Origin of the sequence: Maribacter spongiicola (genome assembly GCF_004364165.1) — a bacterium.
Classification (GTDB): Bacteria; Bacteroidota; Bacteroidia; order Flavobacteriales; family Flavobacteriaceae; genus Maribacter; species Maribacter spongiicola.
This window is the reverse complement of sequence record NZ_SOAY01000013.1, coordinates 201,798-227,724: the sequence shown is the minus strand read 5'-3', so window position 1 is coordinate 227,724 and position 25,927 is coordinate 201,798. Positions and strand designations below refer to the sequence as shown.

27 protein-coding genes are annotated in these 25,927 nt (G+C 35.5%); 14 read left to right on the top strand and 13 right to left on the bottom strand.

What is annotated here, in order from left to right:
- Nucleotides 1–18: 18 nt before the first annotated feature.
- Together CLV90_RS15855 and CLV90_RS15850 are read right to left on the bottom strand one after the other, a co-directional pair.
- Nucleotides 19–546, bottom strand: coding sequence for a DUF421 domain-containing protein (locus CLV90_RS15855; protein ID WP_133688493.1), 528 nt, complete (start codon nt 544–546; stop codon nt 19–21).
- A gap of 125 nt (nt 547–671) precedes the next feature.
- Nucleotides 672–1,520: a helix-turn-helix domain-containing protein gene (locus CLV90_RS15850; RefSeq protein WP_133688492.1), complete on the bottom strand. Its 849-nt coding sequence runs from the start codon at nt 1,518–1,520 to the stop codon at nt 672–674.
- Between the two features lie 144 nt (nt 1,521–1,664).
- Here CLV90_RS15850 and CLV90_RS15845 point away from each other — a divergent pair, with 144 nt between their 5' ends.
- Both CLV90_RS15845 and CLV90_RS15840 read left to right on the top strand, forming a co-directional pair.
- Nucleotides 1,665–2,642 (top strand): phytanoyl-CoA dioxygenase family protein, encoded by a 978-nt coding sequence (locus CLV90_RS15845; protein WP_407943386.1) that lies wholly within the window; start codon nt 1,665–1,667, stop codon nt 2,640–2,642.
- A gap of 82 nt (nt 2,643–2,724) precedes the next feature.
- Entirely contained in the window at nt 2,725–4,356 is a 1,632-nt protein-coding gene (locus tag CLV90_RS15840; protein WP_243835489.1) for a SulP family inorganic anion transporter, read from the top strand.
- A gap of 22 nt (nt 4,357–4,378) precedes the next feature.
- Here CLV90_RS15840 and CLV90_RS15835 read toward each other — a convergent pair whose 3' ends face one another.
- The gene (locus CLV90_RS15835) at nt 4,379–4,663 is read right to left on the bottom strand and encodes a hypothetical protein (RefSeq protein WP_133688491.1); all 285 of its coding nucleotides are present in this window, start codon (nt 4,661–4,663) and stop codon (nt 4,379–4,381) included.
- Between the two features lie 217 nt (nt 4,664–4,880).
- On the opposite strand from CLV90_RS15835, the gene CLV90_RS15830 reads away from it, so the two are divergent.
- A complete protein-coding gene (locus tag CLV90_RS15830; RefSeq protein ID WP_243835488.1) occupies nt 4,881–5,921 on the top strand; it encodes a lactonase family protein in 1,041 nt (346 codons plus the stop codon).
- On the opposite strand, the gene trxA is transcribed toward CLV90_RS15830, so the two are convergent.
- The 5 genes from trxA to CLV90_RS15805 form a co-directional block, all read right to left on the bottom strand.
- Entirely contained in the window at nt 5,918–6,214 is a 297-nt protein-coding gene (gene trxA, locus CLV90_RS15825) for a thioredoxin (RefSeq protein WP_133688489.1), read from the bottom strand. The genes CLV90_RS15830 and trxA overlap by 4 nt on opposite strands.
- A gap of 45 nt (nt 6,215–6,259) precedes the next feature.
- Nucleotides 6,260–6,949 (bottom strand): DsbA family oxidoreductase, encoded by a 690-nt coding sequence (locus CLV90_RS15820; protein ID WP_133688488.1) that lies wholly within the window; start codon nt 6,947–6,949, stop codon nt 6,260–6,262.
- Nucleotides 6,950–7,087: 138 nt separating this feature from the next.
- Nucleotides 7,088–7,567: a c-type cytochrome gene (locus CLV90_RS15815; protein ID WP_133688487.1), complete on the bottom strand. Its 480-nt coding sequence runs from the start codon at nt 7,565–7,567 to the stop codon at nt 7,088–7,090.
- Between the two features lie 157 nt (nt 7,568–7,724).
- A complete protein-coding gene (locus tag CLV90_RS15810; RefSeq protein WP_133688486.1) occupies nt 7,725–8,687 on the bottom strand; it encodes a YheT family hydrolase in 963 nt (320 codons plus the stop codon).
- 24 nt (nt 8,688–8,711) lie between these two features.
- The gene (locus CLV90_RS15805) at nt 8,712–9,686 is read right to left on the bottom strand and encodes an NAD(P)H-dependent flavin oxidoreductase (RefSeq protein ID WP_133688485.1); all 975 of its coding nucleotides are present in this window, start codon (nt 9,684–9,686) and stop codon (nt 8,712–8,714) included.
- A gap of 121 nt (nt 9,687–9,807) precedes the next feature.
- On the opposite strand from CLV90_RS15805, the gene CLV90_RS15800 reads away from it, so the two are divergent.
- Entirely contained in the window at nt 9,808–10,281 is a 474-nt protein-coding gene (locus CLV90_RS15800) for an acyl-CoA thioesterase (protein ID WP_133688484.1), read from the top strand.
- Nucleotides 10,282–10,371: 90 nt separating this feature from the next.
- Complete coding sequence (locus CLV90_RS15795; RefSeq protein WP_133688483.1) at nt 10,372–10,989, top strand: GntR family transcriptional regulator; 618 nt, start codon at nt 10,372–10,374, stop codon at nt 10,987–10,989.
- Here CLV90_RS15795 and CLV90_RS15790 read toward each other — a convergent pair.
- Complete coding sequence (locus tag CLV90_RS15790) at nt 10,986–11,888, bottom strand: DMT family transporter (RefSeq protein WP_133688482.1); 903 nt, start codon at nt 11,886–11,888, stop codon at nt 10,986–10,988. The two genes, CLV90_RS15795 and CLV90_RS15790, sit on opposite strands and share 4 nt — an antisense overlap.
- Nucleotides 11,885–12,238 (bottom strand): arsenate reductase family protein, encoded by a 354-nt coding sequence (locus tag CLV90_RS15785; RefSeq protein WP_133688481.1) that lies wholly within the window; start codon nt 12,236–12,238, stop codon nt 11,885–11,887. Before CLV90_RS15785 ends, CLV90_RS15790 begins: the two co-directional genes overlap by 4 nt.
- Nucleotides 12,239–12,374: 136 nt before the next feature.
- Here CLV90_RS15785 and CLV90_RS15780 point away from each other — a divergent pair, with 136 nt between their 5' ends.
- Entirely contained in the window at nt 12,375–12,836 is a 462-nt protein-coding gene (locus tag CLV90_RS15780; RefSeq protein ID WP_133688480.1) for a DinB family protein, read from the top strand.
- Here CLV90_RS15780 and CLV90_RS15775 read toward each other — a convergent pair.
- Complete coding sequence (locus CLV90_RS15775) at nt 12,833–13,576, bottom strand: DUF3298 and DUF4163 domain-containing protein (RefSeq protein ID WP_166638604.1); 744 nt, start codon at nt 13,574–13,576, stop codon at nt 12,833–12,835. The two genes, CLV90_RS15780 and CLV90_RS15775, sit on opposite strands and share 4 nt — an antisense overlap.
- An 83-nt stretch (nt 13,577–13,659) precedes the next feature.
- Here CLV90_RS15775 and CLV90_RS15770 point away from each other — a divergent pair, with 83 nt between their 5' ends.
- The 4 genes from CLV90_RS15770 to CLV90_RS15755 all read left to right on the top strand — a co-directional run bounded on the left by CLV90_RS15770 (nt 13,660) and on the right by CLV90_RS15755 (nt 19,571).
- The gene (locus tag CLV90_RS15770) at nt 13,660–14,814 is read left to right on the top strand and encodes a cystathionine gamma-synthase (RefSeq protein WP_133688478.1); all 1,155 of its coding nucleotides are present in this window, start codon (nt 13,660–13,662) and stop codon (nt 14,812–14,814) included.
- Nucleotides 14,815–14,974: 160 nt separating this feature from the next.
- A complete protein-coding gene (gene gdhA, locus CLV90_RS15765; protein ID WP_133688477.1) occupies nt 14,975–16,318 on the top strand; it encodes an NADP-specific glutamate dehydrogenase in 1,344 nt (447 codons plus the stop codon).
- Nucleotides 16,319–16,438: 120 nt separating this feature from the next.
- Entirely contained in the window at nt 16,439–17,167 is a 729-nt protein-coding gene (gene recO, locus CLV90_RS15760; RefSeq protein WP_133688476.1) for a DNA repair protein RecO, read from the top strand.
- Entirely contained in the window at nt 17,160–19,571 is a 2,412-nt protein-coding gene (locus CLV90_RS15755) for a TonB-dependent receptor plug domain-containing protein (protein WP_243835487.1), read from the top strand. The genes recO and CLV90_RS15755 overlap by 8 nt, the downstream gene beginning before the upstream one ends.
- Nucleotides 19,572–19,626: 55 nt before the next feature.
- Here CLV90_RS15755 and CLV90_RS15750 read toward each other — a convergent pair whose 3' ends face one another.
- Entirely contained in the window at nt 19,627–20,031 is a 405-nt protein-coding gene (locus CLV90_RS15750) for a hypothetical protein (protein WP_133688474.1), read from the bottom strand.
- 189 nt (nt 20,032–20,220) lie between these two features.
- Between CLV90_RS15750 and ileS the strand changes: the two genes are divergently transcribed.
- From ileS to CLV90_RS15730, 4 genes are read left to right on the top strand one after another with little or no spacing between them, the layout of a single operon-like run.
- On the top strand, nt 20,221–23,619 hold the full coding sequence (gene ileS, locus CLV90_RS15745) for an isoleucine--tRNA ligase (RefSeq protein ID WP_133688473.1): 3,399 nt from the start codon (nt 20,221–20,223) through the stop codon (nt 23,617–23,619).
- A 3-nt stretch (nt 23,620–23,622) separates the two neighbouring features.
- On the top strand, nt 23,623–24,006 hold the full coding sequence (locus CLV90_RS15740) for a TraR/DksA family transcriptional regulator (RefSeq protein WP_133688472.1): 384 nt from the start codon (nt 23,623–23,625) through the stop codon (nt 24,004–24,006).
- Between the two features lie 39 nt (nt 24,007–24,045).
- On the top strand, nt 24,046–24,666 hold the full coding sequence (locus CLV90_RS15735; protein ID WP_133688471.1) for a hypothetical protein: 621 nt from the start codon (nt 24,046–24,048) through the stop codon (nt 24,664–24,666).
- 33 nt (nt 24,667–24,699) lie between these two features.
- Nucleotides 24,700–25,371 carry a lipoprotein signal peptidase gene (locus CLV90_RS15730; protein ID WP_133688470.1) on the top strand — a complete coding sequence of 224 codons (672 nt, stop codon included), beginning with the start codon at nt 24,700–24,702 and terminating at the stop codon, nt 25,369–25,371.
- Here the strand turns inward: CLV90_RS15730 and CLV90_RS15725 are convergent.
- Complete coding sequence (locus tag CLV90_RS15725) at nt 25,350–25,919, bottom strand: 5-formyltetrahydrofolate cyclo-ligase (protein ID WP_133688469.1); 570 nt, start codon at nt 25,917–25,919, stop codon at nt 25,350–25,352. The genes CLV90_RS15730 and CLV90_RS15725 overlap by 22 nt on opposite strands.
- Between the last annotated feature and the right edge of the window lie 8 nt (nt 25,920–25,927).

The following is a 25,927-nucleotide window of genomic DNA, read 5'->3' as shown; positions in this document are numbered from 1 at the left end:
ATAAGATTAGGGCATTTTTTATGCTTCAGATTTTACGTCTTCCATAATAACAGCATCAATATCGATAGGTTTGTCTGTGTGTAGAACCGAAATATCGCCTGTGGTTTCAAAAATAACAGCTCTTACTTGCGACAGCTGTAAAACATTTGCTTCACGAAGTTTGCCCATTAAATCTGCCTGACTTACCAATGCCTTTTTTAAGTTCTCTTTTAGAATTGTACCGTTTTTCATTAGAAGAATAGGCGTGTTGGTTATAACCTTTTGTGCGGCATCAGATGATGATAATAGTTTGGCGAATAATGCTTGTAAACCTGCAAGCAATGCTATAGACACCATGGCGGGCATTAAACTTGAAACAGGTTTATTGACAGCATCGGCAAGAATGGAACCCATGGCAATGGTCACCGCAAAATCAAAACTTGTCATTTTAGCGAATGTTCTTTTACCAGTTACACGGGTAATGAACATCATATATAAATAGATGAAAATTGCAGCAACAACTATTTGTAAAACCGTTTTTAGTGAAAGTGGATCAAAAATTTCCATGAGTATGTGTTTAGAAGTTATACGTTACCCATCTAAAAGGTAGATGAGTAAAAACATTGTGTCCCTCTAAAAATAAAAAGGTCTCAGGTTACATGTTTCCTCTTTTGCAAATAATCATAGTTCATTTAATTGCGCAGAAGTCTCTTTTTAAATGCTGACGGATTTTCTCCCGTCACTTTCTTAAAAGTCCTGTTGAAATATGACAGACTTTCAAATCCACATTCAAAACAGGTTTCGCTAACATTTTTTCCGGCAAGTAATAAACGTTTAGATTGACTGATGCGATATTGATTTAAAAACTCTATGAAAGTGCTACCTGTTGCTTTTTTAAAATAGCGACAAAAAGCTGGCTTAGTTAAGTTGCAGAATGTAGCAACTTCATCAACCGAAATTTTACCCTGGTAACGTTCATCGATCAAGGCATAAATATCACGAATTCTAGTTTGTTCCTTTTTACTATATCTATTTTTATAGGGCTTTTTGTGTAACAATTCGAACTCATTGCTTTGAGAAAGTCTTTTAAGAATATTCATGATTGCCATAAAATATTCAAAAGGTTTAAGGGTGTGGAGTTCTTTTAATAACTCGCCCACTACCTTTTTAGTTTCCCCGTGAAAAGCGATTCCGTATCTTGATAAATCCAATAATCTATTTAAGTTTTTCAATTCTGGAATAGGGTCTACAAAATCACTCTTGAAAGAAGGCTTTATATGTAACACTTCTTCTCTGTACGTTGTTTTTACACCGTAGTCAAAGTTTAAATGCGGTATGTTAGAACCAATTAGTACAAGGTCGGTTTCTTTATATTCAGAAATATGGTCGCCAACATGTCTTGTTCCATTAGCACCTTCAATATAAACGATTTCATATTCAGGGTGAAAATGCCAATAAAAGAGGTGGCTCAATTTAGGGTCATGTAAAAGTCTAAACGGACTTTTAGAAGCGGGGTCAATAGTTTCTAGTTCTACCTTCATAATAATAAATGTAACAAAATTGCGGGGAATTTAAACCATTCGTATCTAAAAAATCAATATAGTTCAAATTTTGGTTAATATTACGGTAGTTCAAGTTGCTAACGCTCAGTAGTTTTATAAAACATTTCTACCTTCAATTTTTATATGATGCAACAGACAAACAACAAAGTTGAGCAGGGTAACAAAGCGCATAAAGATATGCCAGGTAATCCGTCAACGGCAACAAGCAGTAAACAAAAATTAAACGATCGATCCAATGGTAAACCACTTCGTGTTCTCAGTGAAGAAGATTGGGAATTCTGGTTAGAAAATGGGTACATAATAATTAAAAACGCAGTACCGCTAGAGCAAGCAAAGACAACAGCAGATTTTTTATGGGAGTTTGATGAAAAGAGTCCCACAGATTCTTCAACATGGTATGCACCACCAAGAGCAGAAATGCAAATGAAAGAATTAACGGGAACGGGAATGGTTGAGGTATATAACCATCAACATTTATGGAACAATAGACAAACGCAAAGAGTATATGATGCTTTTGTAGATGTGTGGGGAACAGAAAAACTATGGGTAACTATTGATCGTGCAAATTTAAATTTTCCATTACCTGCTGGAGTAGAAAAGAAAGGATTTATACATTGGGATTATGATCCGGAAACAAAACCCCAAAATGTACAAGGAGTATTGGCATTGGCTGACCAAGATGATGAGAATATGGGCGGCTTTCAATGTATACCATGGTTGTACCGTAATTATGATTCTTGGAAATTGACACAGCCAGAAGACAGAGACCATTTTCAACCTTCATTAGATGGTTTAGAAGATAAAATTGTAAAAGTGAAAATGAAGGCAGGCGATTTATTGATTTTTAATAGTACAGAGCCACACGGTATTCGACCAAATAAATCAAAAGATAAAGTTCGAATAGCCCAGTACATTTCAATGATGCCTGCCGACCCAGAAAATGAAGAAATGCGTAATTGGAGAGTTAATTCTTGGAAGAACAAAATCGCGCCTGAAGGGTATGCATTTCCGGGGGATCCGCGTAAATGGGAACAAACCAAATATGATACTGCTAAATTATCACCGTTAGGAGAGAAATTATTGGGATTAAAAGCCTGGTAAACAGATAATTTGGTATTATTCTGCTGGTTAGTGGCGAGGCCGGTAAATAAGACTTATTTTTGCGCCCTTAAAATCATCGAGCATGCAGAAGTACCTCAATATATTCGATTTCAATCAGAAAGTAGATTATAAAAATGAAATTTTAGCGGGATTAACGGTTGCAATGACAATGATTCCAGAATCATTGATGTTTGCTATTCTTGCAGGGTTTTCACCATTAGTAGGTTTGTATGGTGCCTTTATCATGGGATTGGTTACAGCAATTTTCGGGGGAAGACCTGGGTTAATTTCTGGTGGAGCAGGAGCTACTGTAGTTGTATTAATGGCATTAATGAATTCTCACGGTTTAGAATATGTTTTTGCGGCAGTTGCCTTGGCAGGTGTTTTTCAATTGATAGTTGGTCTTTTAAAGCTTGGTAAATTTATTCGTTTGGTGCCTCAGCCCGTAATGTTCGGGTTTGTAAACGGTTTGGCTATTATCATTTTTATGGCGCAAATGGATCAGTTTAAAGTAGGTGTAGGTGATGCTGCAGTTTGGCTAACAGGTCACACATTATACACCATGGTAGGTTTGGTGCTGTTCACCATTGCAATAATTGTTTTTGTTCCTAAACTTACGAAAGCTGTACCAGCTTCATTAATAGGGATCATTGTAGTGTTTTTGGTAGTTTATTTTTTAAAAATAGAAACAAAACAAGTAGTAGATATCATTAATCAAGATACGTTGCCAGGTGAAGCGTTGAAGTCGCTTAGTGGGTCATTACCTTCTTTTCATATACCAACTATTCCCTTTACGTTAGAAGCCTTTAAAATTATTTTGCCTTACGGTTTAATAATGGCTGCGGTAGGTCTTACAGAAGGCTTGCTTACCTTGAACTTGGTAGATGAAATTACCAATACAAAAGGTAATAGTAATAGAGAATGTTTGGCGCAAGGGGGTGCAAACATATTAAACGGTTTCTTTGGTGGTATGGGTGGTTGTCCAATGATTGCACAAACTTTAGTTAACCTATCGGCTGGTTCAAGAGCTCGGCTATCGGGTATAATTGCAGCGTTAACTATATTGGTAATTATATTGTTTGGAGCACCGGTAATAGAATTGGTGCCTATAGCCGCCTTGGTAGGGGTTATGGTCATGGTTGCTGTTGGTACGTTTGAGTGGGCAAGTTTTAAGGCTTTGAGAAGAATGCCGAGATCAGATATTTTTGTAATGATATTGGTTACTTTAATTACAGTAGTCTTACACAATTTAGCATTAGCAGTATTAATTGGCGTAATAATTTCAGCCTTGGTTTTTGCTTGGGAAAGTGCCAAGAGAATTAGAGCTAGAAAACATGTGGATGAGTACGGAGTAAAGCACTACGAAATCTACGGACCTTTATTCTTTGGTTCTACAACGCTTTTCAATGAAAAATTTGATGTGCAAGGCGATCCAAGCGAAGTAATTATCGACTTTAAGGAAAGTCGTGTTTCTGATATGAGCGGTATAGAAGCCTTGAACAAGATTACAGAACGCTACGCCCAGGTTGGTAAAAAGGTTCATTTACGTCATTTAAGTAATGACTGTATACGTTTATTGGCAGCTGCAGATGACATTATAGATGTCAATGTTATGGAAGATCCTACATACAAGGTCATGGTAGATAAGCCTCTTTCTAAGTCAAAGGGTGATGATCCAGAAACTAAGAATCCTTTTAAGTTGTGGGGTTTATAAGAGACTGTATTTTTAGTGATAATCATGACGCATACTTATAGATAGCATAAAAGGCTCCTAAAACGATAGCTATAGAAATAATATAAATACCTATTTCCTGTAGGCTGTCTTTTTTTGCTTGTGCTTTAATTTTATCGCGGATAATTTTATACTCGACATCGGTGAGTTTTTTAAAGTGTAATTTGGTTTCTTGCGAATAATCTAAATAGTCTTTACTTAGCTCTCTAAAGCTTCTACTTTTTCTTAGTAATGCCCTATTAGCCTTTATTACTTTCATTGGTTGTCCGCCGTATCCTCCCATCGTCATTTCTTTCTTATATGTAATAAAAATGACCGTTTTGTTACATGAAATTCAATTATTCTTAGTTTTTGAACAATTCTTTTATACATTTAGTGATTTTAATACAAGTTTTATTTTTCTCTTTTTAGAAGAGATTTTTTTAGATTAGAGCATTAGAAATATGAAGAATAAGGTTAGTTTGCTTATCGCAATTTTTGGAATAGTTTTTTTAAATAGTTGTAAGGTGGAAGAGTCAAAAAATGAAGTGGTTTTGTTTGTAGGAACATATACAGATAATGGTAGCGAGGGTATATATAGATTCAATTTAAATCTTGATAGAGGCGAATTGACAAATAAATCATTAGCAGCGAAAATTAAGAATCCTTCTTATATAGCATTTTCTCCGGATAAAAATTCGTTATATGCAGTTAGTGAGGTTGATGATTATAAAGAGAACGATGGTTCAATTACCACTTTTAGCATAAAGGACACTGTTTTGGTCAAGATAAATGAGCAATCCACTTATGGTGCCAACCCATGTTTTGTAGGTGTTAGTGATGATGGAAAATTAGTTGCAGTAGCAAATTATACGGGAGGTAATGTAGCGGTTTATAATGCTTTGGAAAATGGAAATCTTAAGCCATCTCCACAAGTTATTGATCATAAGGTGATCGATTCTACCAAAAAAGCCCATGCGCATATGTCTTCTTTCTTAAATGGAGAATTAATTGTATCTGATTTAGGTCTGGACCGAATAAAAATATACACCGCGACTAATGGCAATTATGTTCCAAGCGTACAAAAAGAATTGGTAGTTGCCGAGGGTGCTGGTCCTAGACATTTTGTAACATCAGAGAATGAAGAATTTCTTTACGTAATCAATGAATTAAACTCTACTATAGCCATGTTTCAGAAAGAAGATGGTAAGTATTATGGTAAGAAAACCTATGATACAGTAGCATCAGATTTTGAAGGAGAAAGCTATTGTGCAGATCTTCACTTATCACCAGACGGTAAATTTCTTTATGGTACAAATAGAGGGGAGAATACTGTAGTCATATTTAAAATAGACCAAACTACCGGAAAATTAGAATTGGTAGGTAGGGAGTCTGTAAAGGGCGATTGGCCTAGAAACTTCACCATGGACTCTACAGGTAAATATATACTGGTAGCAAATCAACGTAGCAACAATATTGTTATTTTTAATAGAGATGTGGAAAATGGCACTCTAAGCTTTGTAAGCCAGGTTGATTTGCCTAGTCCAGTATGTTTAAAATTCTATTAATTAGATTTGATAATCTGTAGCAAGTCATTTTTAGGTACTACGCCAGATTGCCTCCAAACCTGCTTTCCGTTTTTAAAAAGAATCATAGTAGGTACACCTCTAACTTGGTATTGAGATGCCAATGTTTGATTTTTATCTACGTCTATTTTTACGACTTTAATAGCGTCGCCTAAATCTCCTTTTACATCTTTTAAAATAGGAGCTAGCGTTTTACATGGTCCACACCAGTCAGCAAAAAAGTCTACTAAAACCGGAGTGTTCCCTTTTATGATATCAGAAAATGATGATTTCATATCTTTTGTTTTATAAATTAATACTAATTTTTGGCTAATGTTAAGTTAGCAAATTCCTGTTGATGGATCACAACTATCACCTGTGGCAATAATTTTTAAAGGAGCTAATTGTTGAAAAGCCTCTAAAAATGCTGCAGGTGGTTGTGCACCACTTATACCGAACTTGTCATTGATAATAAAGAAAGGTACACTGTTAACACCGCGTTGCTGATAATGGGCAATTTCTTGTTTTACAGCATACGCAATAGCATCGTCATTTAAAATGTTTTCTGTTTTTTCTGATGACCAATCATATTCAGCCATAATAGTATGCAAAACATCAACCTCGTTCAAATGTAGATTCTCATCAAAATACGCTTTCATTAAGCGTTCTTTAAGAGCATCTTTAAATCCTTCTTCCCCAGCAACGTGTAACAGTTGGTGCAATGGTAGCGTATTTACTGCTAACCATTCGTTACCGAAGTTGAAGTTAATACCCTCTTCTTTACCACTCTCCTCTAAACGTTTGGTCATTTCAAGAGGTCCGTCAACACTACCGAATTTATTGGTTAAATAAGTATCTCTATCCAAACCCTCCTTTGGTATGTTCGGGTCTAATTGAAATGGGTGCCATTCAATTTCTATTTCGGCGCCATCCCATTCTTTTATCGCTTTTTCTAATCTTTTCTTACCAACATAACACCATGGGCAAGCAACATCAGAAACTATATCTATTTTTATTTTATCGTTTTGCATATATCAATCATTTAATATCTAATTGGTCGTAAAAAGTAGTGAAAACATACTTTTAAAAGCGACCATCAAAAATGAACTAAAAAAGAAAACCCTTTCATGAACATGAAAGGGTTTTCGGTATTAGGTTGGCGTTTAACTTTATAGCGTACGTAAGTATTCTGCTAAGTTACGAGCTTCCTCTTCATTTAAATTCTGATTAAGCATAATTGCGTTGTTGTATTCTTTCAGTAATGCTTTTGCAATAGGATCTTCTTTCAACATTTTATCAGGATTGATAATCATGTTCATTACCCATTCTGGGCTTCTACGTTCGTAAACACCTTTTAATGCCGGCCCGATCATACGTTGCTCTGCCATATGGCAAGCGGTACAAATTGCCTGAAATTTTTCTTTACCTGCAGCAGCCATTTCTTCATTTACTGCTTCATCAAAAGTAACACTGGTTATAGGACCTACGCCTTTATTATCTAAATCTACTGGCACGCCTTCACTTGCCGTTTCTTTTTTAACTTCTTTTTTGGTTCTGTTCATTTCAAAACCTTCCTTTTTCTCTTCTTTCTTCTCGCCACAACTTATAATCATTGTGCTCAGAGCTAATAAAGTGAATAATTTGCGCATACGTTACATCTTTTAAGTGTTGTCTGTAAATTGAGCGACTAAGATATGAATTTTTGCGGGTCGAAGTATGTTTTAATAAAGATCGATTTCAGTTTTTAACTAATAATTTTATGGAGGTAACAATTTGTATGAACGATTTTATATTTGTTCAAAAGCCCTAGGTAATATTTTCTAAAAACTCTAATGTACGCCTTTCGGTATAGGTAAAATTATCGCTACCGTAGAAGCCCACATGACCACCATACTTAGGCATCTCTAGAAAAAGGTTGCTATGATGTTTCGCAATTTCTATAGGGTAACATTCAGATCCTAAAAAAGAATCGTTCAGTGCGTTTATTATCAACGTGGGTACTTTGATATGGTCTAAGAATTGAAGACTGCTGCTTTTTGCGTAATAGTCCATCGCATCTTTAAAACCGTGCGCTCTACTGGTATACAGGTCATCAAAATCTTTAAGAGTTTTAATGTTTTCTATTTCATTATCTGAAATCAAATCAGGAAACAATTGTTGTTTCTGTTTTAATTTTTCGATGAGGTTCCCTTTAAATCTCTTGGCATATAGTGCGTTTTTAAACTGAAGTAGCTGGTGTAGTGAATCTGCTAATTGGCAAGGCACCGAAATGGCAACTGCTCCTTTAATTTCATTAGCTCTCTCTCGTTTTTCACCTAAGTATTTTAGAAGCAGATTACCGCCAAGACTAAAGCCGTGTAGGTAAATATTTTGGTATTTATCTAATTGTAAAACATGTTCAATAACAACATGAAGATCTTCGGTGGCTCCAGAGTGGTAAGAGCGAAATAATTTGTTGGCAGTACCACTGCATCCCCTGAGGTTTAAGGCGCAAATATCATATCCAGATTGCATTAAAGCTTTAGCGCTACCTTGAATGTATGCACGTTTTGAGCTTCCTTCGAGACCATGAATTATGATGACCAATTTTTTGGATACAGATGAAGCGTAGCTCCAGTCCGTATCTAAAAAATCAGAATCAGGTAAAGTGATACGAACTCGTATTTGATCTAAGTCATCTACTTTTCTAACTAACCCAGAATATATGGTAGAAAGGTGTCCGCTCTTAAAAAATAGAGGCGGATTATATGTAGAGTTAACTAAAGGCATTTGTTTGAAAGGTAAAATTTTTATTTACTTCGGATATGTTTCTAGAACTTTAATCTGTTCATCGATAGCCTCTTTAAATTCTGTTTTTAAATGTGATACTAACTCGGCAACCGGTATAGAGTCTTCAATAAGTGCAGAACCTTGCCCAGCAGACCAAATGGTTTTCCAAGCTTTAGCTTCGGTATCCAATTCTTTGCCAAAATCTATTTTTACATCTTTTTTAAGGTCTTCTTCTGTAATACCTGCAGCTTTTAAACTAGCGCCTAGAAAATTGGCGTGAACACCAGAAATTGAAGCGGTATATACCACATCGCTAGCACCTGCATCTATAATCATTTGTCGATATTCAGGTGAAGCTTTACTTTCGTTGGTATTGATAAAACGCGTACCCATATACGCTAAATCGGCACCCATTTGAAGGGCAGAAGCAATGTCTCTACCCGTACTTATGCATCCGCTGAGAAGAATAGTTTTATGGTAGAATTTCTTTATTTCAGCAACTAATGGCATTGGATTAATAGTACCGGCATGACCACCTGCGCCGGCGGCAACAAGAATTAATCCGTCTACACCAGCTTCAGCAGCTTTCTCGGCATGACGTTTCTTAATGATATCGTGAAAAACCAATCCGCCATAACTATGAATAGCGTCTACCACCTGAGAAACAGCACCTAAAGAAGTGATGATCAAGGGTACTTTATGCTTCACACATAATTTTATATCTGCTTCTAATCTTGGATTAGTTGCGTGTACAATTAAATTTACGCCAAACGGGGCAGGTTTTTTACCTGTCTCTTCTTCAAAGGTCTTAAGGGCAGATTTTATTTCAATAAGCCATTCTTCAAAACCTTCACTAGTGCGTTGGTTCAAAGCAGGAAAAGTACCAACGATGCCATTTTTACAACATTCAATAACCAATTGAGGTCCAGAAATTAAAAACATTGGGGCTGCAACTGCAGGCAGTGATAATTCTTTTATGAAAGCGGGTTTATTTGACATAAGGATGATAATTTGAACGTGATTTAAAAATAACCATAAAAAACGGTGTTCAGTAGTTCTTACATTTCAAAACTATGTTATTTTTATAAGGTATTATGCATGCATAACAAAAAATATTAAAATGTATACTAAGGATTTTGAAGTACGGTGGAGTGATATAGATGCGAATCGTCATTTGGCGAATTCGGCATATGTTAATCTTATGAGCCATACACGAATGGCTTTTTTAATAGATCAGGGCTTTGATCAAAAAACTATGGTTACATATAAAATAGGACCTGTAGCATTTTATGAGCACATGTATTATTTTAAAGAAGCCTTTCTTGGTAATCAGGTCAAAGTTTCTCTAGAGATTATGGGGTTAAGTGAAGACGGAAAATTTTTTGAATTTCACCATAATTTTTACAATGACAAAGGAGAAAATATAGCACGTTGCGAAATGATGGGTGCTTGGATCAGTTTAGAGACTAGAAAGCTAACAAGTCTAGCTATTGAATTAAGAAGTAAATTTAGTGATATAGAGAAATCTGCGAGTTTTAAAGTACTCACTAAAGAAGACACAAGAAAATTCTTAAAAATTCCTAAAAATTTATAGGAATTGTAGTGTTAAATACTTTATTTTTAGTTTGTTGAAAAAACCAAAAAACTAATTAGTTCATAAATAACCAAATAACAGATTTACTTAATGGTTAGCCTGCCAGAAGAAATATTTCAGGATACATATGGTAAAGTGAAAAAGTTGATTGTCACCAAAAAATTGGTACCTGGTCAACTTATTACAGAACATAGGTTATCCCATACATTGAATATTAAAGATGACACGATACCGGTGGTGTTGTTACAGTTAAGACAAGAAAGCCTTTTGGTTGGTAATTTAGATAGTGGTCTTGCGGTTAGAGAATTATGTGCACAAGAAATTACAGAAATGTTCGATTGTAGAATAGCAATTGAAACAATGGCGGTTAAACTTTTTACAATCAATGCACCACAATCTAAAATTGATGACCTAAGAAATCTATTGGTGCCTTTTGAAAACGGGCCGAAAAATGGATATGTTTTCTATAAAATAGACCGCTATTTTCACGAATTCATAGTAAAGAATTGTGGAAATAGAGCATTATACCAACTTTACAAATCTGCAAAAATATTACCTTTTATGGACCTTGTAGGTCTGAATAGACCGTTGCATGTGATCATGCAAGAGCATCTTAATCTGGTGTCTTCAATGCACCATCGCGAAGAAAGTAAGGCAAGTGAGATTATGAGGGTTCATTTAGAAAACGCAAAAAAATCACATATTTAGTCTTCTTGAAGTTGCCTTTTGGGTCGTTTACTTGAAAGATATACCCCTACCAATACAAAACAACCAGCAATAATTTTTATGGTAGTTATAGAGTCTTGACCTGTAAATACAGCATAGGTAATACCAACTAAAGGTTGTACATATACAAAAGCACTTAGAGTTGAAGCTTTTAATTGAGTAAGCGCAAAAATATTGAACAAATAGGTACAGAAAGTTGTACCTAGAATTACAAAACAAATACCGAAATAAGCTTCAAAAGGTAAAGTGTTCCATGAAATTTCTGTGAATTCTTGGTATCCAAAAGGTAGGCAAATAAGTACACCTAAAGAGAATAGCCATTTCATGAAGGTAAATGGATGGTATTTGCTGATTAGTATTTTCACCAATACTAAGTAGGACCCGTAGAACATAGAGTTCAAAAAAATCAAGAAATTACCGAAAGGTATATTTGGGGCATCTTGTCTTACTTCGGTGCCGAACAAAATTAGGCCTAGGGCACCAAGTAGGCCGATAGTAATTCCTATTATTTTTCTTCCCGATATTTTTTCTTTTAAAATTACTGCCGATAGAATTAAAACGACAATGGGCGTAGTTGTAATTAGTACTGCACTATTTATTGGTGTAGAGAGTGAAAGACCTTTAAAAAACACCAACATGTTAAGAGCCATACCTAATAAGGCACAAATAAACATACGTTGGTAATCTTTAGGGTCGATACGTTCTTTTGGTCCGAATGGTGAGATCAACCAAAATAGAATAGCTGCACCAAGAACCCTTAAAATTATAAATCCGAAAGGTTGCACATAATGTGGCATAATACCTTTGGCAATAGTATGGTTAACTCCATAAATGGTAGTTGCCCCAATAGCAGCGAGTATGGCTAGTAATCTTTTGTTCAAGAGTGGATTGCCGTTTTAGCGGCCGCTACCACTTTTTTACTATTCCCAATAAAAATTTGATCATCAACAATAATAACCGGTCGTTTTAAGAAGGTGTATTGTTCTAATATCAACTCTTTAAAATTTTCTTCAGAAAGGTTTTGTTCTTTAAGATTTCGCTCCCGATATAAAATCGCTCTTTTGCTGAACAAATCTTCGTAGCTATGAGATAGACTGTGCATTTTTTCAAGCTGAGAAGGGGTTATAGGTTCATTTTTTATATCCTGAAGTTCAAAATCTGTAAGGGGTTGTAGTTCTTTGATAATACGTTGGCAAGTAGAACAAGTACTTAAGTGGTATATTTTTTTCATGACTTTGAGTGCTTAGGATGATGCTTTTTATCTTTCCAAAAGAAAAAACATCAGTATTCGATGTTGGCTTTAGAAATACAAAGAAACCTAAATATCATTAATTGTGCTATTTTTACAAAGCATAAAATGTGAAATGATGACTGAGAATATATTTGAGATTATGTTGCAAAATCGTAGAAATCTACATGCGATATTAACAAAGACGCCTAAAGAAAAACTTCTTAAACTTCCAGCAGGATTCAATAATAATGTGTACTGGAATATAGCGCATACCATAGCGACCCAGCAAGTGTTGATATATAAATTCAGTGGTCTACAAATGCGCATACCTAATGAACTAGTTGCCAAATTCGCAAAAGGTACAGTGCCAGATGGTACAGCTACCGATGAAGAAATGATGATGGTAGCAGATTTTTTAATTTCTACCGCAGAATGGTTAATAGATGACTACAATACAGCACTTTTTCAAAATTACAATGAGTATACAACGAGTGCACGTGTAACACTTAAAAATGTTGATGATGCAATAGCCTTTAATTTGTTTCATGAAGGGCTTCACATTGGGCAAATCTCACTATTGTTAAAGCAATTAGCTTAAGGTTGCTGCGGATACTTTAAAAAAGTGTTTGCATCACTATAAGGTATGGTCAATAAAATAGGACCATCTGCAAAAGATGCTATTTCGTAAGGTTCGTAGAAAAGTAGGAGTCCATTTTCGGTATATCCCAAATTGTCAGGTAGATAAAAACTTTCTGATTCGAACATAAAACCAGTATTATTTATAGAGCCTTCTGCAGGTATGTTTTCTTGTTTTCTAAAAAGAGCTTCTGCAAATATTTTAAAGTCATCTAGGTTTTTGAATAAATCTTCTTGGTACAATTCTACGCCATTAAGTTTGTCGAAATTCAAAAACCGGTTGGTACCGTAACCGTGTGCTCCACCGGTATAAATGTAAGATTCTAGCTTAATAGTAATTATATCTTTGTTTTCGAAAGTTATGGTGCCTTCTATTGTAGCTTCCCAAGGCATAGATTCTTCAGGGAATTTTCCGGTTAGTTCTTTATAATCATATACAAAAGCTTCCTTCGCTTCTTCTAAGCTTCGCGCATTGCTTTCTTCATCGAAATTCAGCAAAGCAATAATCTCACCTTCTAAGGCAGAATTTATAGTCTTGCTTAATTTTGTTTTGCCGGTTGCCTCTGGTATTTCGATACGTACCGAGGTACAGTTATCGCAAGATTCGGTAGCAATGGTCAACGGTTCAAAAGAAAGAGAGTCCTTATTATTACAAGAGATAAGGATGAAACAAATAAGTAGGTAGGTAAGCTTAGATTTCATGGAGAAAATAGATTTAGTGTAAAAATACAGCTTCATTGTATTCCCCGAAAGATAACAATACATTTGTGAAATAAATTCTTGATATGGGCTCTAAAAACTTAAAGTTCAATACGAAAACCATACATGGTGGTCAACAACCAGATAAAGCGTATGGTGCGGTTATGCCACCTATATATCAAACATCGACATATGCTCAAACTACACCGGGTGGTCATAAGGGATATCAATATTCTAGAAGTGCTAACCCAACAAGAACAGCGCTAGAAAATTCATTGGCAAGTATAGAGGGTGGTGAATTTGGTTTAGCCTTTGGTAGTGGTATTGCAGCAATAGATGCAGTCATTAAATTGTTAGCCCCAGGCGATGAAGTAATTTCAACAGATGACCTTTATGGAGGGACATATAGAATATTTAAAAAGATATTTGAAAAGTTTGGTATTGTTTTTCATTTTGTAGGGATGCAAGGTGTTGATGCTGTACGTGATAAAATAAATAAGAAAACAAAGTTGATTTGGGTAGAAACACCAACCAACCCAATGATGAACATTATAGATATAAAAGCAATAGCTATCTTAACTAAAGGTACAAATATTTTGCTAGCGGTAGATAATACCTTTGCAACCCCTTATTTGCAATTGCCGTTAGAACTGGGTGCAGATATAGTAATGCATTCAGCTACCAAATATCTTGGTGGCCATAGCGATACTGTTGTAGGGGCGCTAGTAGTGAAAGACAAAGAATTAGCCGATAAACTTTATTTTATTCAAAATGCAAGCGGTGCGGTTTGTGGACCTATGGATAGTTTTTTGGTCTTAAGAGGAATAAAGACCCTACATGTTCGCATGCAACGCCATTGTGAAAATGGTAGGGCGATTGCCGAATACCTTAAAAATAATCCTAAAATCGAAAAGGTGTACTGGCCAGGTTTTGAAGACCACCCAAATCACCATATTGCAAAAGAACAGATGAAAGATTTTGGTGGTATGATTTCTTTTGTACCTAAAGGAGGTAGTTATTACGATGCCATAAAGATTGTAGAAAAGCTACAGGTATTTACATTGGCAGAGTCTTTAGGTGGTGTAGAAAGTTTAGCCGGTCACCCTGCAAGTATGACCCATGCAAGTATTCCGAAAGAAGAAAGACTTAAAAACGGGGTAGTAGATGCGTTAATACGTTTAAGTATTGGTATTGAAGATGTTGATGATTTAATAGCAGATTTAGAACAAGCGATAGAATAATTGAACAATTGTTAAATTAAATGTAGTAAGAAGAGGCAGTTTGTTGTCAAAACAACAATTTTTATCGATTTTTAAAAAAATTACCTATCAAATTACATAAATAGCATAATTTTGACGTTATATTTTGAAATCAATAATTTAAATAAGTTTAAATAGCTTTATGGAGAATAAAATAAAAGCATTTATGGATGAGGTTATTGCCAGAAATGGTCACGAACCAGAATTCATACAAGCGGTGCAAGAAGTTGCAGAAACGGTTATACCATATATTGCAAATCAGGAAATATATAACGGTAAGAACATTCTTTTAAGAATGGTTGAGCCCGAGCGTTTAATTTCTTTTAGAGTGGCATGGGTTGATGATGATGGCGAAATTCATGTAAATCGTGGGTATAGAATACAAATGAACTCGGCAATAGGTCCATACAAAGGCGGTTTGCGTTTTCACCCAACCGTAAATGCGAGTATCCTTAAATTCTTAGCTTTTGAGCAAGTATTCAAGAACAGTCTTACAACATTACCTATGGGTGGTGGTAAAGGTGGTTCTGATTTTGACCCAAAAGGTAAATCTGATGATGAGGTAATGCGTTTTTGCCATGCCTTCATGTTAGAATTAAACAGACATATTGGTCCTAATACAGATGTTCCTGCCGGCGATATTGGTGTAGGTGCTCGTGAAATAGGTTTCCTTTTTGGTATGTACAAAAAGATCCGTAATGAGTTTACCGGTGTATTAACAGGCAAAGGTCTTTCTTGGGGTGGTTCTAAAATTAGACCAGAAGCTACAGGGTACGGTACTGTGTATTTTGCACAAAGTATGTTGAAGACCAGAAATGAATCTTTTGAAGGCAAAACAGTAGTAATTTCTGGATCAGGAAATGTTGCTCAGTATGCAGCTGAAAAAGCAATTTTATTAGGAGCTAAAGTGGTAACACTTTCAGATTCTAGCGGATATATTTATGACAAAGATGGCATCAATGATGAGAAGCTAGCTTTTGTAATGGATCTTAAGAATAATAGAAGAGGCCGTATTTCTGAGTATGTAGATAAATATGCTTCAGCCGAATTCCATAAAGGGAAAACACCTTGGGAAGTAAAATGTGATATTGCATTACCATGTGCTACCCAAAATGAGTTAGATGAAGATGATGCTAAAAAGCTATTGAAAAACGGATGTATATGTGTTGCCGAAGGTGCTAACATGCCTTGTAATGCAGATGCTGTTCATGTTTTCAATAATGCAAAAATATTATTTGCGCCAGGTAAAGCTTCAAATGCAGGTGGTGTTGCAACATCAGGTTTAGAAATGTCTCAGAATTCATTGAGGATTAGCTGGACACGTGAAGAGGTTGATGAGCGCCTAAAAGTAATTATGGAAGATATTCATGCTTCTTGTATCGAGTACGGTAAAGAAGAAGATGGTTTCTGTAACTACGTAAAAGGAGCAAATATTGCTGGTTTCGTAAAAGTTGCCGATGCAATGTTAGCACAAGGTGTTATCTAGAAATTAGATTTATAGTAGTAAATATATAATGCGGGACTCTATTTTAGGGTCTCGCATTTTTTTATAGAACGTCTTCGCCAAACTACAATCAACTATCTTTGTTGAAATAGATGTTCTAATATGCAGGTAACCACAAAGGCTATAGTATTTTCTGCACTAAAATACGGCGATACAAGTCTTATCGTTAAAGCCTATACTGCATCCGACGGAATTAAATCATATTTATTAAGGGGAGTCTTAGCTTCAAAAAAGGGAAAATTGAAGTCCGCCTACTTTCAACCTTTAACCCAATTAGAAATTGTTGCCAACCATAAAAACAAGGGCACATTAGAGACCCTTAAAGAAGCAAAAGTATTTTATCACTATCAAACTTTATATGCCGACATGGCTAAAAATGCCATGACTTTATTTTTAGCAGAGCTTTTAGGCAATAGCATTCGAGAAGAAGAGCGTAATGAAGATATGTTCGACTTTCTTGAAGCTTCTTTGCAATGGTTAGATATGAATAAAGATGTCGCTAATTTTCACTTGTATTTTATGTTGTCGCTAACACGTTTTTTAGGGTTTTATCCAGATGTATACCAGATAGATAAGCCTTATTTTGATCTATTAGAAGGTGAATTTGTAGGTGCCGAATCATTGAATCCGATACTTAGGGGAGAAAATATTTATTATTTCAAGACCTTATTGGGCACAAATTTTGATGCAATGCATACCGTAAAGATGAAAAAAAGTAGTCGTCAAGAATTGCTGAAATCCTTAATTATGTATTTCGAATTGCATTTACAAGGTTTCAGAAAACCAAAATCGCTTGCCGTTTTAAATGAAGTTTTCAATATCTATGTATAAGCACCTGTTCGTAGCTCTTTTTTTGTGTTGTTTTTTTGGCAATGCTCAGCAAATTACCGTCTTAGATGCCGATAGTGGGGAGGAGATTGCCAATGTTGCCGTTTTCAATAAAGACAAATCGAAAATAGCCTTATCTAATTTCGATGGGGTTTTCGATGCTTCGGTATTTACTGGTAAAGAACGCATTACGTTAAAGCATATTGGCTATCAAGAATTTAAAACAACGAAGCAGCAATTGCAAAGACAAGGTCAAAGAGCTTATTTGATTATCAAAGCCCAGCAGTTAGATGAAGTGGTGATGTCTGTGTCTAAATGGGAGCAGCAAAAAAGAGATATACCCAATAGAATTATCTCATTAGATGCAAGAGCCATTGCTTTTTCTACACCCCAAACAGCTGCAGATTTACTTCAGAATAGTGGTAAAGTATTCGTCCAAAAAAGCCAAATGGGTGGTGGTAGCCCTATGATCCGTGGGTTTGCCACAAATAGATTGTTGTTATCTGTAGATGGTGTAAGAATGAACAATGCCATATTTAGGGGTGGTAACGTGCAAAATGTAATATCCATTGACCCCTTTACAATTAAAAACACAGAAGTAATTTTTGGTCCGGGTTCGGTTATATATGGAAGTGATGCTATTGGTGGAGTAATGAACTTCTACACCAAAAAACCGATGTTATCTCAAAACGATAGTCTTTCAGTGCATGGTAATGCCGATTATAGATTTGGAACGGCGAATATGGAGAATACGGTGCATGCCGATATTAACCTTGGTAATAAAACATGGTCATCACTTACGAGTCTAACATATAATAATTTTCAAGATTTAAGAATGGGTTCTCACGGACCAGAGTCTTATGAAAGAAAAACATATGTAAGAACTGTAGATGGTATTGATGAATTGGTACAGAACACTTCGCCCAATAAGCAAGTGCCAACAGGTTACGATCAGATTAATTTCATGCAGAAGTTTTTGTATAAGCCCGATGCAAAGTGGGATTTAAATTTGGGCACCTATTATAGTGAAACATCAGACTACTCTAGATACGACCGTTTAATTAGACCAACCAGCGATGGTTTAGGCCTGCGTTCGGCAGAATGGGATTATGGACCACAAAAGTGGTTTATGGCAAATGCGCAAGTGCAGAAAAAAGGAAACGGAAAAGTATATGATGGTTTAAAACTAGGTTTGGCATATCAACATTTTAAAGAAAGTAGGGTCAGTAGAGATTTTCAAGATGCGATAAGAAATACAACCAAAGAAAAAGTAGATGCAGTAAACTTTAATATTGACCTTGAGAATAAGAAGATTGGCGATTTTAGGCTGTATTATGGTGCCGAGTATATCTATAATAAGGTGAGGTCAAATGGTTTTGATTTGAATATCAATACTGATGAAAAAACTGATGCGGCATCAAGGTATCCAGATGGTTCTACTTGGCAAAGTTTAGCTGGGTATGCAAATGGAGAGTACAAGGCAAAGCCTAATTTTACGATCATGTCGGGTTTGCGATATAGCCATGTTTGGGTAGATGCTGAATTTGATGATACTTTTTATGATTTTCCTTTTAAAACGGCAGATTTAAGTACAGGGGCATTAACAGGTAGTATTGGTTTTAGTTGGTTTCCTAGAGCAAATCTTCAGGTAACATTGAATGGGTCCACAGGTTTTAGAGCGCCAAATATAGATGATGTCGGTAAAATTTTTGATTCAGAACCAGGGTCTGTGGTAGTGCCAAATCCAGATTTAGAACCTGAATATGCATACAATGCAGAGATAGGCATACAGCGAAATATAAACGATAAAATAATTTTAAAAGGAGCAGCTTATTATACATACTTGGTAGATGCCTTGGTACGTAGAGACTTTAGCTACAACGGAGTTTCAGAAATAGAATATGGCGGCGAGTTAAGTAATGTGCAGGCGATTCAAAATGCAGCTAAAGCTTATGTGTATGGTTTTGAATTTGGATTGGAAGCTTATTTGACCGAGCAATGGTCGCTATCGTCGAACTTGACTTTTACAGAAGGTGTAGAAGAGGAAGATGATGGTTCGGAAACACCGGCGCGGCATGCGGCACCAACTTTTGGAGATTTTCACATCATATGGAAAAATCAGCGATTACGAACAGATCTATTCTTGAATTATAATGGTGAAATTGGGTACGATGATCTTGCGGTATCAGAAAAGTCTAAAGACTATATGTATGCTACAGATGAAAATGGAAATCCGTTCGCACCTTCATGGTATACTTTAAATTTTCGTTCTCAATATGAAGTTACAAATCAATTTAAGGTAACCGCTAGTGTAGAGAATTTAAATGATCAGCGATATAGAACATATTCTTCTGGTTTAGTTGCGCCAGGTATAAATGTAATTCTTGGTGTAGGGTATCATTTTTAAATAAAAAAGACCCGTTGGTAACGAGTCTTTTAAAATTATAAAAAAAAGGATATTGTTAGTGTTTAACCGCCTTTTTTACATCTTCAGCTGTTTGAGCTGCTTTGTCAGCTGCATCATTCGCAGCTTTTTTTACGTCATTACCTGCATCTTTAGCGGCATCCATAGTCTCTTCACCAGCTTTCTTAGCAGCATCCATACCATCTTGACCAGCTTCTTTTACTGATTCAGCAGCATCTTCAGCAGCATCCATTGCATTTTCACTTGCTTCTTTAGCAGCGTCCATTGCACCTTCGCCAGCTTCTTCTAAATCTTTACCAGCTTCTTTTAACTCTTCACCTGCATTTTCTAAAGCTGCACCAGCTTCTTCAGTTGCAGATTTTGCTTTATCGGCAGCATCTCTACAAGAAACTGACATACTAAGTGCTAAAATTGCTAATGATCCTAAAATAACTTTTTTCATTTTTATAAACGTTTAATGGTTAATTGTTCTATGTTAATATACGCAGAAATTTAACTTTTGGATGTTTAAGGAGTTAATTAATCCTTTAATACGTGGTTTATAAGCATTTCAGTACTGTCAATACACTCCTCTTTGCGTAAAATTTTATAATTTTGCAGCCTTTAAAATCCAGTACTATAAGCATTTTGTATGAAGTTCACAGAATATCAAGGATTGAATTTACCAAAGGTCGCAGAAGAAATACTTGACTACTGGTCAAAGAATGCCATTTTTGAAAAAAGTATATCTACCCGAGAGGGTAAAGAGAGTTATGTGTTCTATGAAGGTCCGCCTTCAGCGAACGGTATGCCCGGTATACATCATGTAATGGCAAGGACCATTAAAGATATCTTCCCTAGGTATAAAACCATGAAGGGTTTTCAAGTAAAGCGTAAAGCTGGTTGGGATACTCATGGTCTTCCTATTGAGTTAGGTGTCGAAAAAGAATTGGGTATTACAAAAGAGGATATCGGAGTTAAAATTTCGGTAGAAGAATATAATGCAGCTTGTAAAAAGGCGGTAATGCGATATACCGATGTTTGGAACGCTATGACCAAACAAGTTGGCTATTGGGTAGATATGGAAGATCCGTATATTACCTATAAGTCCAAATACATGGAAACTGTTTGGTGGCTGCTAAAACAGATTTATTCGAAAAACTTAATTTACAAAGGGTATACCATACAGCCATATTCGCCAAAAGCGGGTACAGGGTTAAGCTCTCATGAGCTAAATCAACCAGGCACCTACCAAGATGTTACAGATACTACGGTTACTGCACAATTTAAAGCTGTTGAAGAAACATTGCCAGATTTTTTACAGAACGAAGGCACCGTTTACTTTTTAGCTTGGACGACCACCCCTTGGACATTGCCTTCGAATACGGCATTGACTGTAGGTTCAAGAATAGACTATGTGTTGGTAGAATCATATAACCAATACACGTTTGAACCTATGAATGTTATACTTGCCAAGAATTTGGTAGGCAAGCAATTCTCGGGTAAATTTAAAGAAGTATCAGAAAAGGCTGAGTTATTAGAATATAAGTCTGGTGATAAGAAAATTCCTTTCTACGTCGTAAAAGAATTTAAAGGAAAAGATTTATTGGGTATTAGGTACGAGCAGTTATTAGATTATGTGTTGCCTTATGAAAATGCAGAAAACGCATTTAGAATAATTGCTGGTGATTTTGTTACCACCGAAGATGGTACAGGTATTGTACACACCGCACCTACTTTTGGTGCAGATGATGCTTTTGTAGCCAAACAAGCAGTACCAGAAATACCGCCAATGTTGGTGTTAGACGAAAATGCGAACTTGGTTCCACTAGTCGATTTGCAAGGTAAGTTTAGACCAGAGTTAAAAGAGTTAGGTGGTAAATATGTAAAGAACGAGTATTACGAAGATGGTGAAGTGCCTGAGCGTTCTGTAGATGTAGAAATTGCCATTAAATTAAAAGAAGAAAATAAAGCCTTTAAGGTAGAAAAGTATGTGCACAGTTACCCAAACTGCTGGCGTACAGATAAGCCTATTTTGTATTATCCGCTAGATTCTTGGTTTATTAAAGTAACCGATGTAAAAGATAAAATGTTTGAGTTGAACCAGACCATAAACTGGAAACCAAAAGCAACTGGCGAAGGTAGGTTTGGTAATTGGTTGGCGAACGCAAATGACTGGAATCTCTCTAGATCTCGTTATTGGGGTATTCCATTGCCGATCTGGAGAACAGAAGACGGTAAAGAAGAAATTATCATTGGTTCTGTGGCTGAACTAAAGTCAGAAATGGCTAAGGCTGTTGAAGCGGGAGTTCTGGAAAAAGATATCTATGCAGACTTCGTAGTAGATGATATGTCTGAAGAGAACTATGATAAAATAGATTTACATAAGAACATAGTTGATCAGATTACATTAGTATCCGCATCAGGAAAACCAATGAAACGTGAGAGCGATTTAATCGATGTTTGGTTCGATAGTGGTTCTATGCCTTATGCACAATGGCACTACCCGTTTGAAAACAAGGAGTTGATAGATGAAGGGAAAACATTTCCTGCAGATTTCATAGCAGAAGGTGTTGATCAAACACGTGGTTGGTTCTATACCTTACATGCAATTGCAACTATGGTTTTTGATGCTGTCGCTTATAAAAATGTAGTTTCTAACGGACTTGTTTTAGACAAAGACGGTAAGAAAATGTCTAAGCGTTTAGGCAATGCCGTTGATCCATTTGAAACGATGAACGAGCATGGTGCAGATGCTACAAGATGGTATATGATAAGTAATGCCAACCCTTGGGATAACCTGAAGTTTGATACCGAAGGTATTGCCGAGGTTAAGCGTAAGTTCTTTGGGACCTTATATAATACATATTCATTTTTTGGCCTCTATGCAAACTTAGACAAGTTTACATATGCCGAGAAAAATGTACCTATGGCAGAACGTACAGAGATAGATCGTTGGATTATATCAGAATTAAATACATTAATTAAAACGGTAGACACGGCTTATGATGAGTATGAACCTACACGTGCTGCAAGAGCAATATCTGACTTCGTTCAAGAAAATCTGAGTAACTGGTATGTTCGTTTATGTAGAAGGCGTTTTTGGAAAGGAGAATATGCAACAGATAAAATCGCAGCATACCAAACCTTATATACATGTTTAGATATTGTCGCAAAATTATCGGCACCAATTGCTCCTTTTTTCATGGATCAATTGTATTTAGATTTGAACAGGGCAACGGTAAAAGATGGTTTTGAAAGTGTGCATTTAGCTGATTTTCCGGTGGCAGATGAGTCGCTGATCGATCAAAGTTTAGAAGTTAAGATGCAGAAAGCGCAGATTATTTCTTCTTTAGTATTATCAATTCGTCAAAAAGAGAAAATAAAGGTGCGTCAGCCATTACAGAAAATAATGATTCCCGTTTTAGATGATAAAGACAGAGAAGAAATTGAAGCGGTATCAGAATTAATTAAATCTGAAGTTAACGTTAAGGAAATTCAGCTGTTAGATGATGCCTCTGGTATCTTGGTAAAACGTATTAAGCCTAATTTCAAGACATTAGGTCCGAAGTTTGGTAAAGAAATGAAACAGATTGCTCAGGTTGTTAATGGTTTTGACCAGAATGATATCCAAAAAATTGAGCAGGATGGCGAATTAACAATACAATTAGAAAATAAAAGTATTACTTTACAGTTACAAGATGTAGAGATTTCTTCTCAAGATATTGAAGGTTGGATGGTCGCAACTTCTGGTAAATTAACTGTTGCTTTAGACGTAACGATTAATGAGGAGTTGAGAAATGAAGGTGTTGCAAGAGAATTAGTTAATAGAATTCAGAATATTAGAAAAGATTCAGGATTTGAAGTGACAGATAAAATTGCAATTGAAATATTGAAAGATGGTTTTGTTGAAGTAGCTGTTAAAAATAATATTGAGTATATTAAAGCAGAGACCTTAACGGCAGAATTAAATTTTGTTGAAAAATTGGATAAAGGCATAGAAATTGCTTTTGACGAGGTGAACACTAAATTGTTTATTGAAAAACATTAAAAGATGGCAGAAGATTTAAAAGTAAGATATCCTGACAAAGATTTGGCAGAATTCAAAATATTGATAGAGGATAAAATAGAAAAGGCAAAAAATCATTTAGAGCTTTTAAAAAGTGCTTATATGAATGATGGTAATAATGGTACCGATGATACATCGCCTACCTTTAAAGCTTTTGAAGAAGGTTCTGAAACAATGAGTAAAGAAGCTAATACCCAATTAGCTATTAGGCAAGAGAAGTTTATTCGCGACCTAAAGAATGCGATGTTACGTATTGAGAACAAAACATTCGGCATATGTAGAGTAACTGGTAAATTAATCAATAAAGAGCGATTAAAACTAGTACCGCATGCTACGCTTAGCATTGAAGCTAAAAATATGCAATCATAATTAAAACGCCCTTAGGGGCGTTTTTTAATAGCTACTATTTTGAAAAGATTTTTACTCTGCTATTTATTGTTACTCTCTTTAGGGCTTAGTGCTCAGAAGAAAGTATATAATAAGATTTTAGCAGCACATATTGGTCTTATTCAAGTAGATGCTTCCAATTGTTTTATAGTAGAGGTGCAGACTAATAAGGGTAATGAAATTACGATTGAAGCAGAGATGGAAGGTGAGTATAGTCAAGATTTAGGTTTAGAAGTCTCAACTAATGGCACTAACCTAATTATTGAAACTGGCTTTTCTCCGAGTTTCGAAAACCCGAATGATAAACTAAGTGCGCATAAAGTAGTTTCAATTTTATTGAAATTAAATATTCCACAGCACAAGCAACTAGAAATTTTCGGCACCAATTCTAGAGTGGTAGTTGAAGGTATTTTTAAAGAATTGAATATCTCTTTATCAGATGGTAGTTGTTTGTTAAATAAAGTAGAAGCAAATGCTAAAGTAAAATCTCAAAGTGGTCATATTGAAGTAATTTCTGGCGGAGCTCAAATTTCGGCTGAAAGTAAATATGGTATGGTTTCTTCTAATACAATACCCTATGGCAATTCAATTTTTAAATTACAAACGGTTACCGGTAATATAGATCTTAGTAAAACCGAATAATATTTATATTTTTGCGCTCATTGATGAAAGCCCATGAACATTAAAAAATCTATACTATTTATTCTATTGATATTAATTATTGATCAATGGAGTAAAATTTATATAAAGACCCATTTTGTACTAGGTGAGTCGGTTGAGGTATTTAACTGGTTCAAAATTCTATTTATTGAAAATGAAGGTGCTGCATGGGGTGCAAAACTTAGTGATGTATTGCCTATCTCAGATAATATCGGAAAATTAGTACTGACTATCTTTCGGTTATTTGCCATATTCGGTATCGGTTATTGGCTTTTTGATGTTATTAAGAAAAAAGCATCTAGCACATTAATATGGGCGGTTTCATTAATATTTGCAGGGGCTTTAGGTAATATTTTAGACTCGGTTTTTTACGGTGCCATATTTAATGAAAGCTATAATGAGGTAGCGACCCTATTTTCTGATGAACCTTACGGTAAGTTGTTTTATGGTAAGGTAGTAGACATGTTATACTTCCCGATGGTAGATTCTACTTGGCCCACTTGGATGCCTATGGTAGGTGGGCAGAATTTTAGATTTTTTGAACCTGTTTTTAATATTGCCGACACCGCTATAAGCACTGGCGTAGGTATACTTTTAGTATTTAATAAAAGAGCATTTAATAAAGAAGAAGAGGAGCCAATTCAAGAACCTAAGAGTATTCAAGATCAAGACGTTTTAAAAGAATAGGTTTTAGTAGGTGTAACGCAGAAATTTAAAGGTATATCTGTAGTATCTATATCATCTATAGAATTTTCAGCTTCGAAAAATGATAGTCCTATTTTAACGACATCCTGCCTACATTCATTTAAAAAGCGGTCGTAATACCCTTTTCCATATCCTATTCTATTTCCTGCCTTGTCAAAAGCTAATAACGGAATAAAAACCACATCTAACTTATTGGGTTCAATGTTTATACCATCTACAGGCTCTGGAATATTGAGGCTATTTGTAATAAATTTTGTGTTGTCGGTAAGTAGAAAATGCTCTAATTCTGTAGAAGACTTAATTTTCGGAACGATTACATTTTTATCTAGACCAAGAAGAATTGATATGATACCTTCCGTATCGATCTCGGCTTTTTGTTCTATAGGTAAAAAAATGTGGAAATATGAATTATTCCATATTGATAACTGCAAAACTGAATTTGCAATTGCAATACTTTGAGAAGATAATTGAGAGGGTGTTAGGGAACTACGTAGTCTAGAATATTTTATGCGTAAATCTTTCTTCAACATAGTGAAGT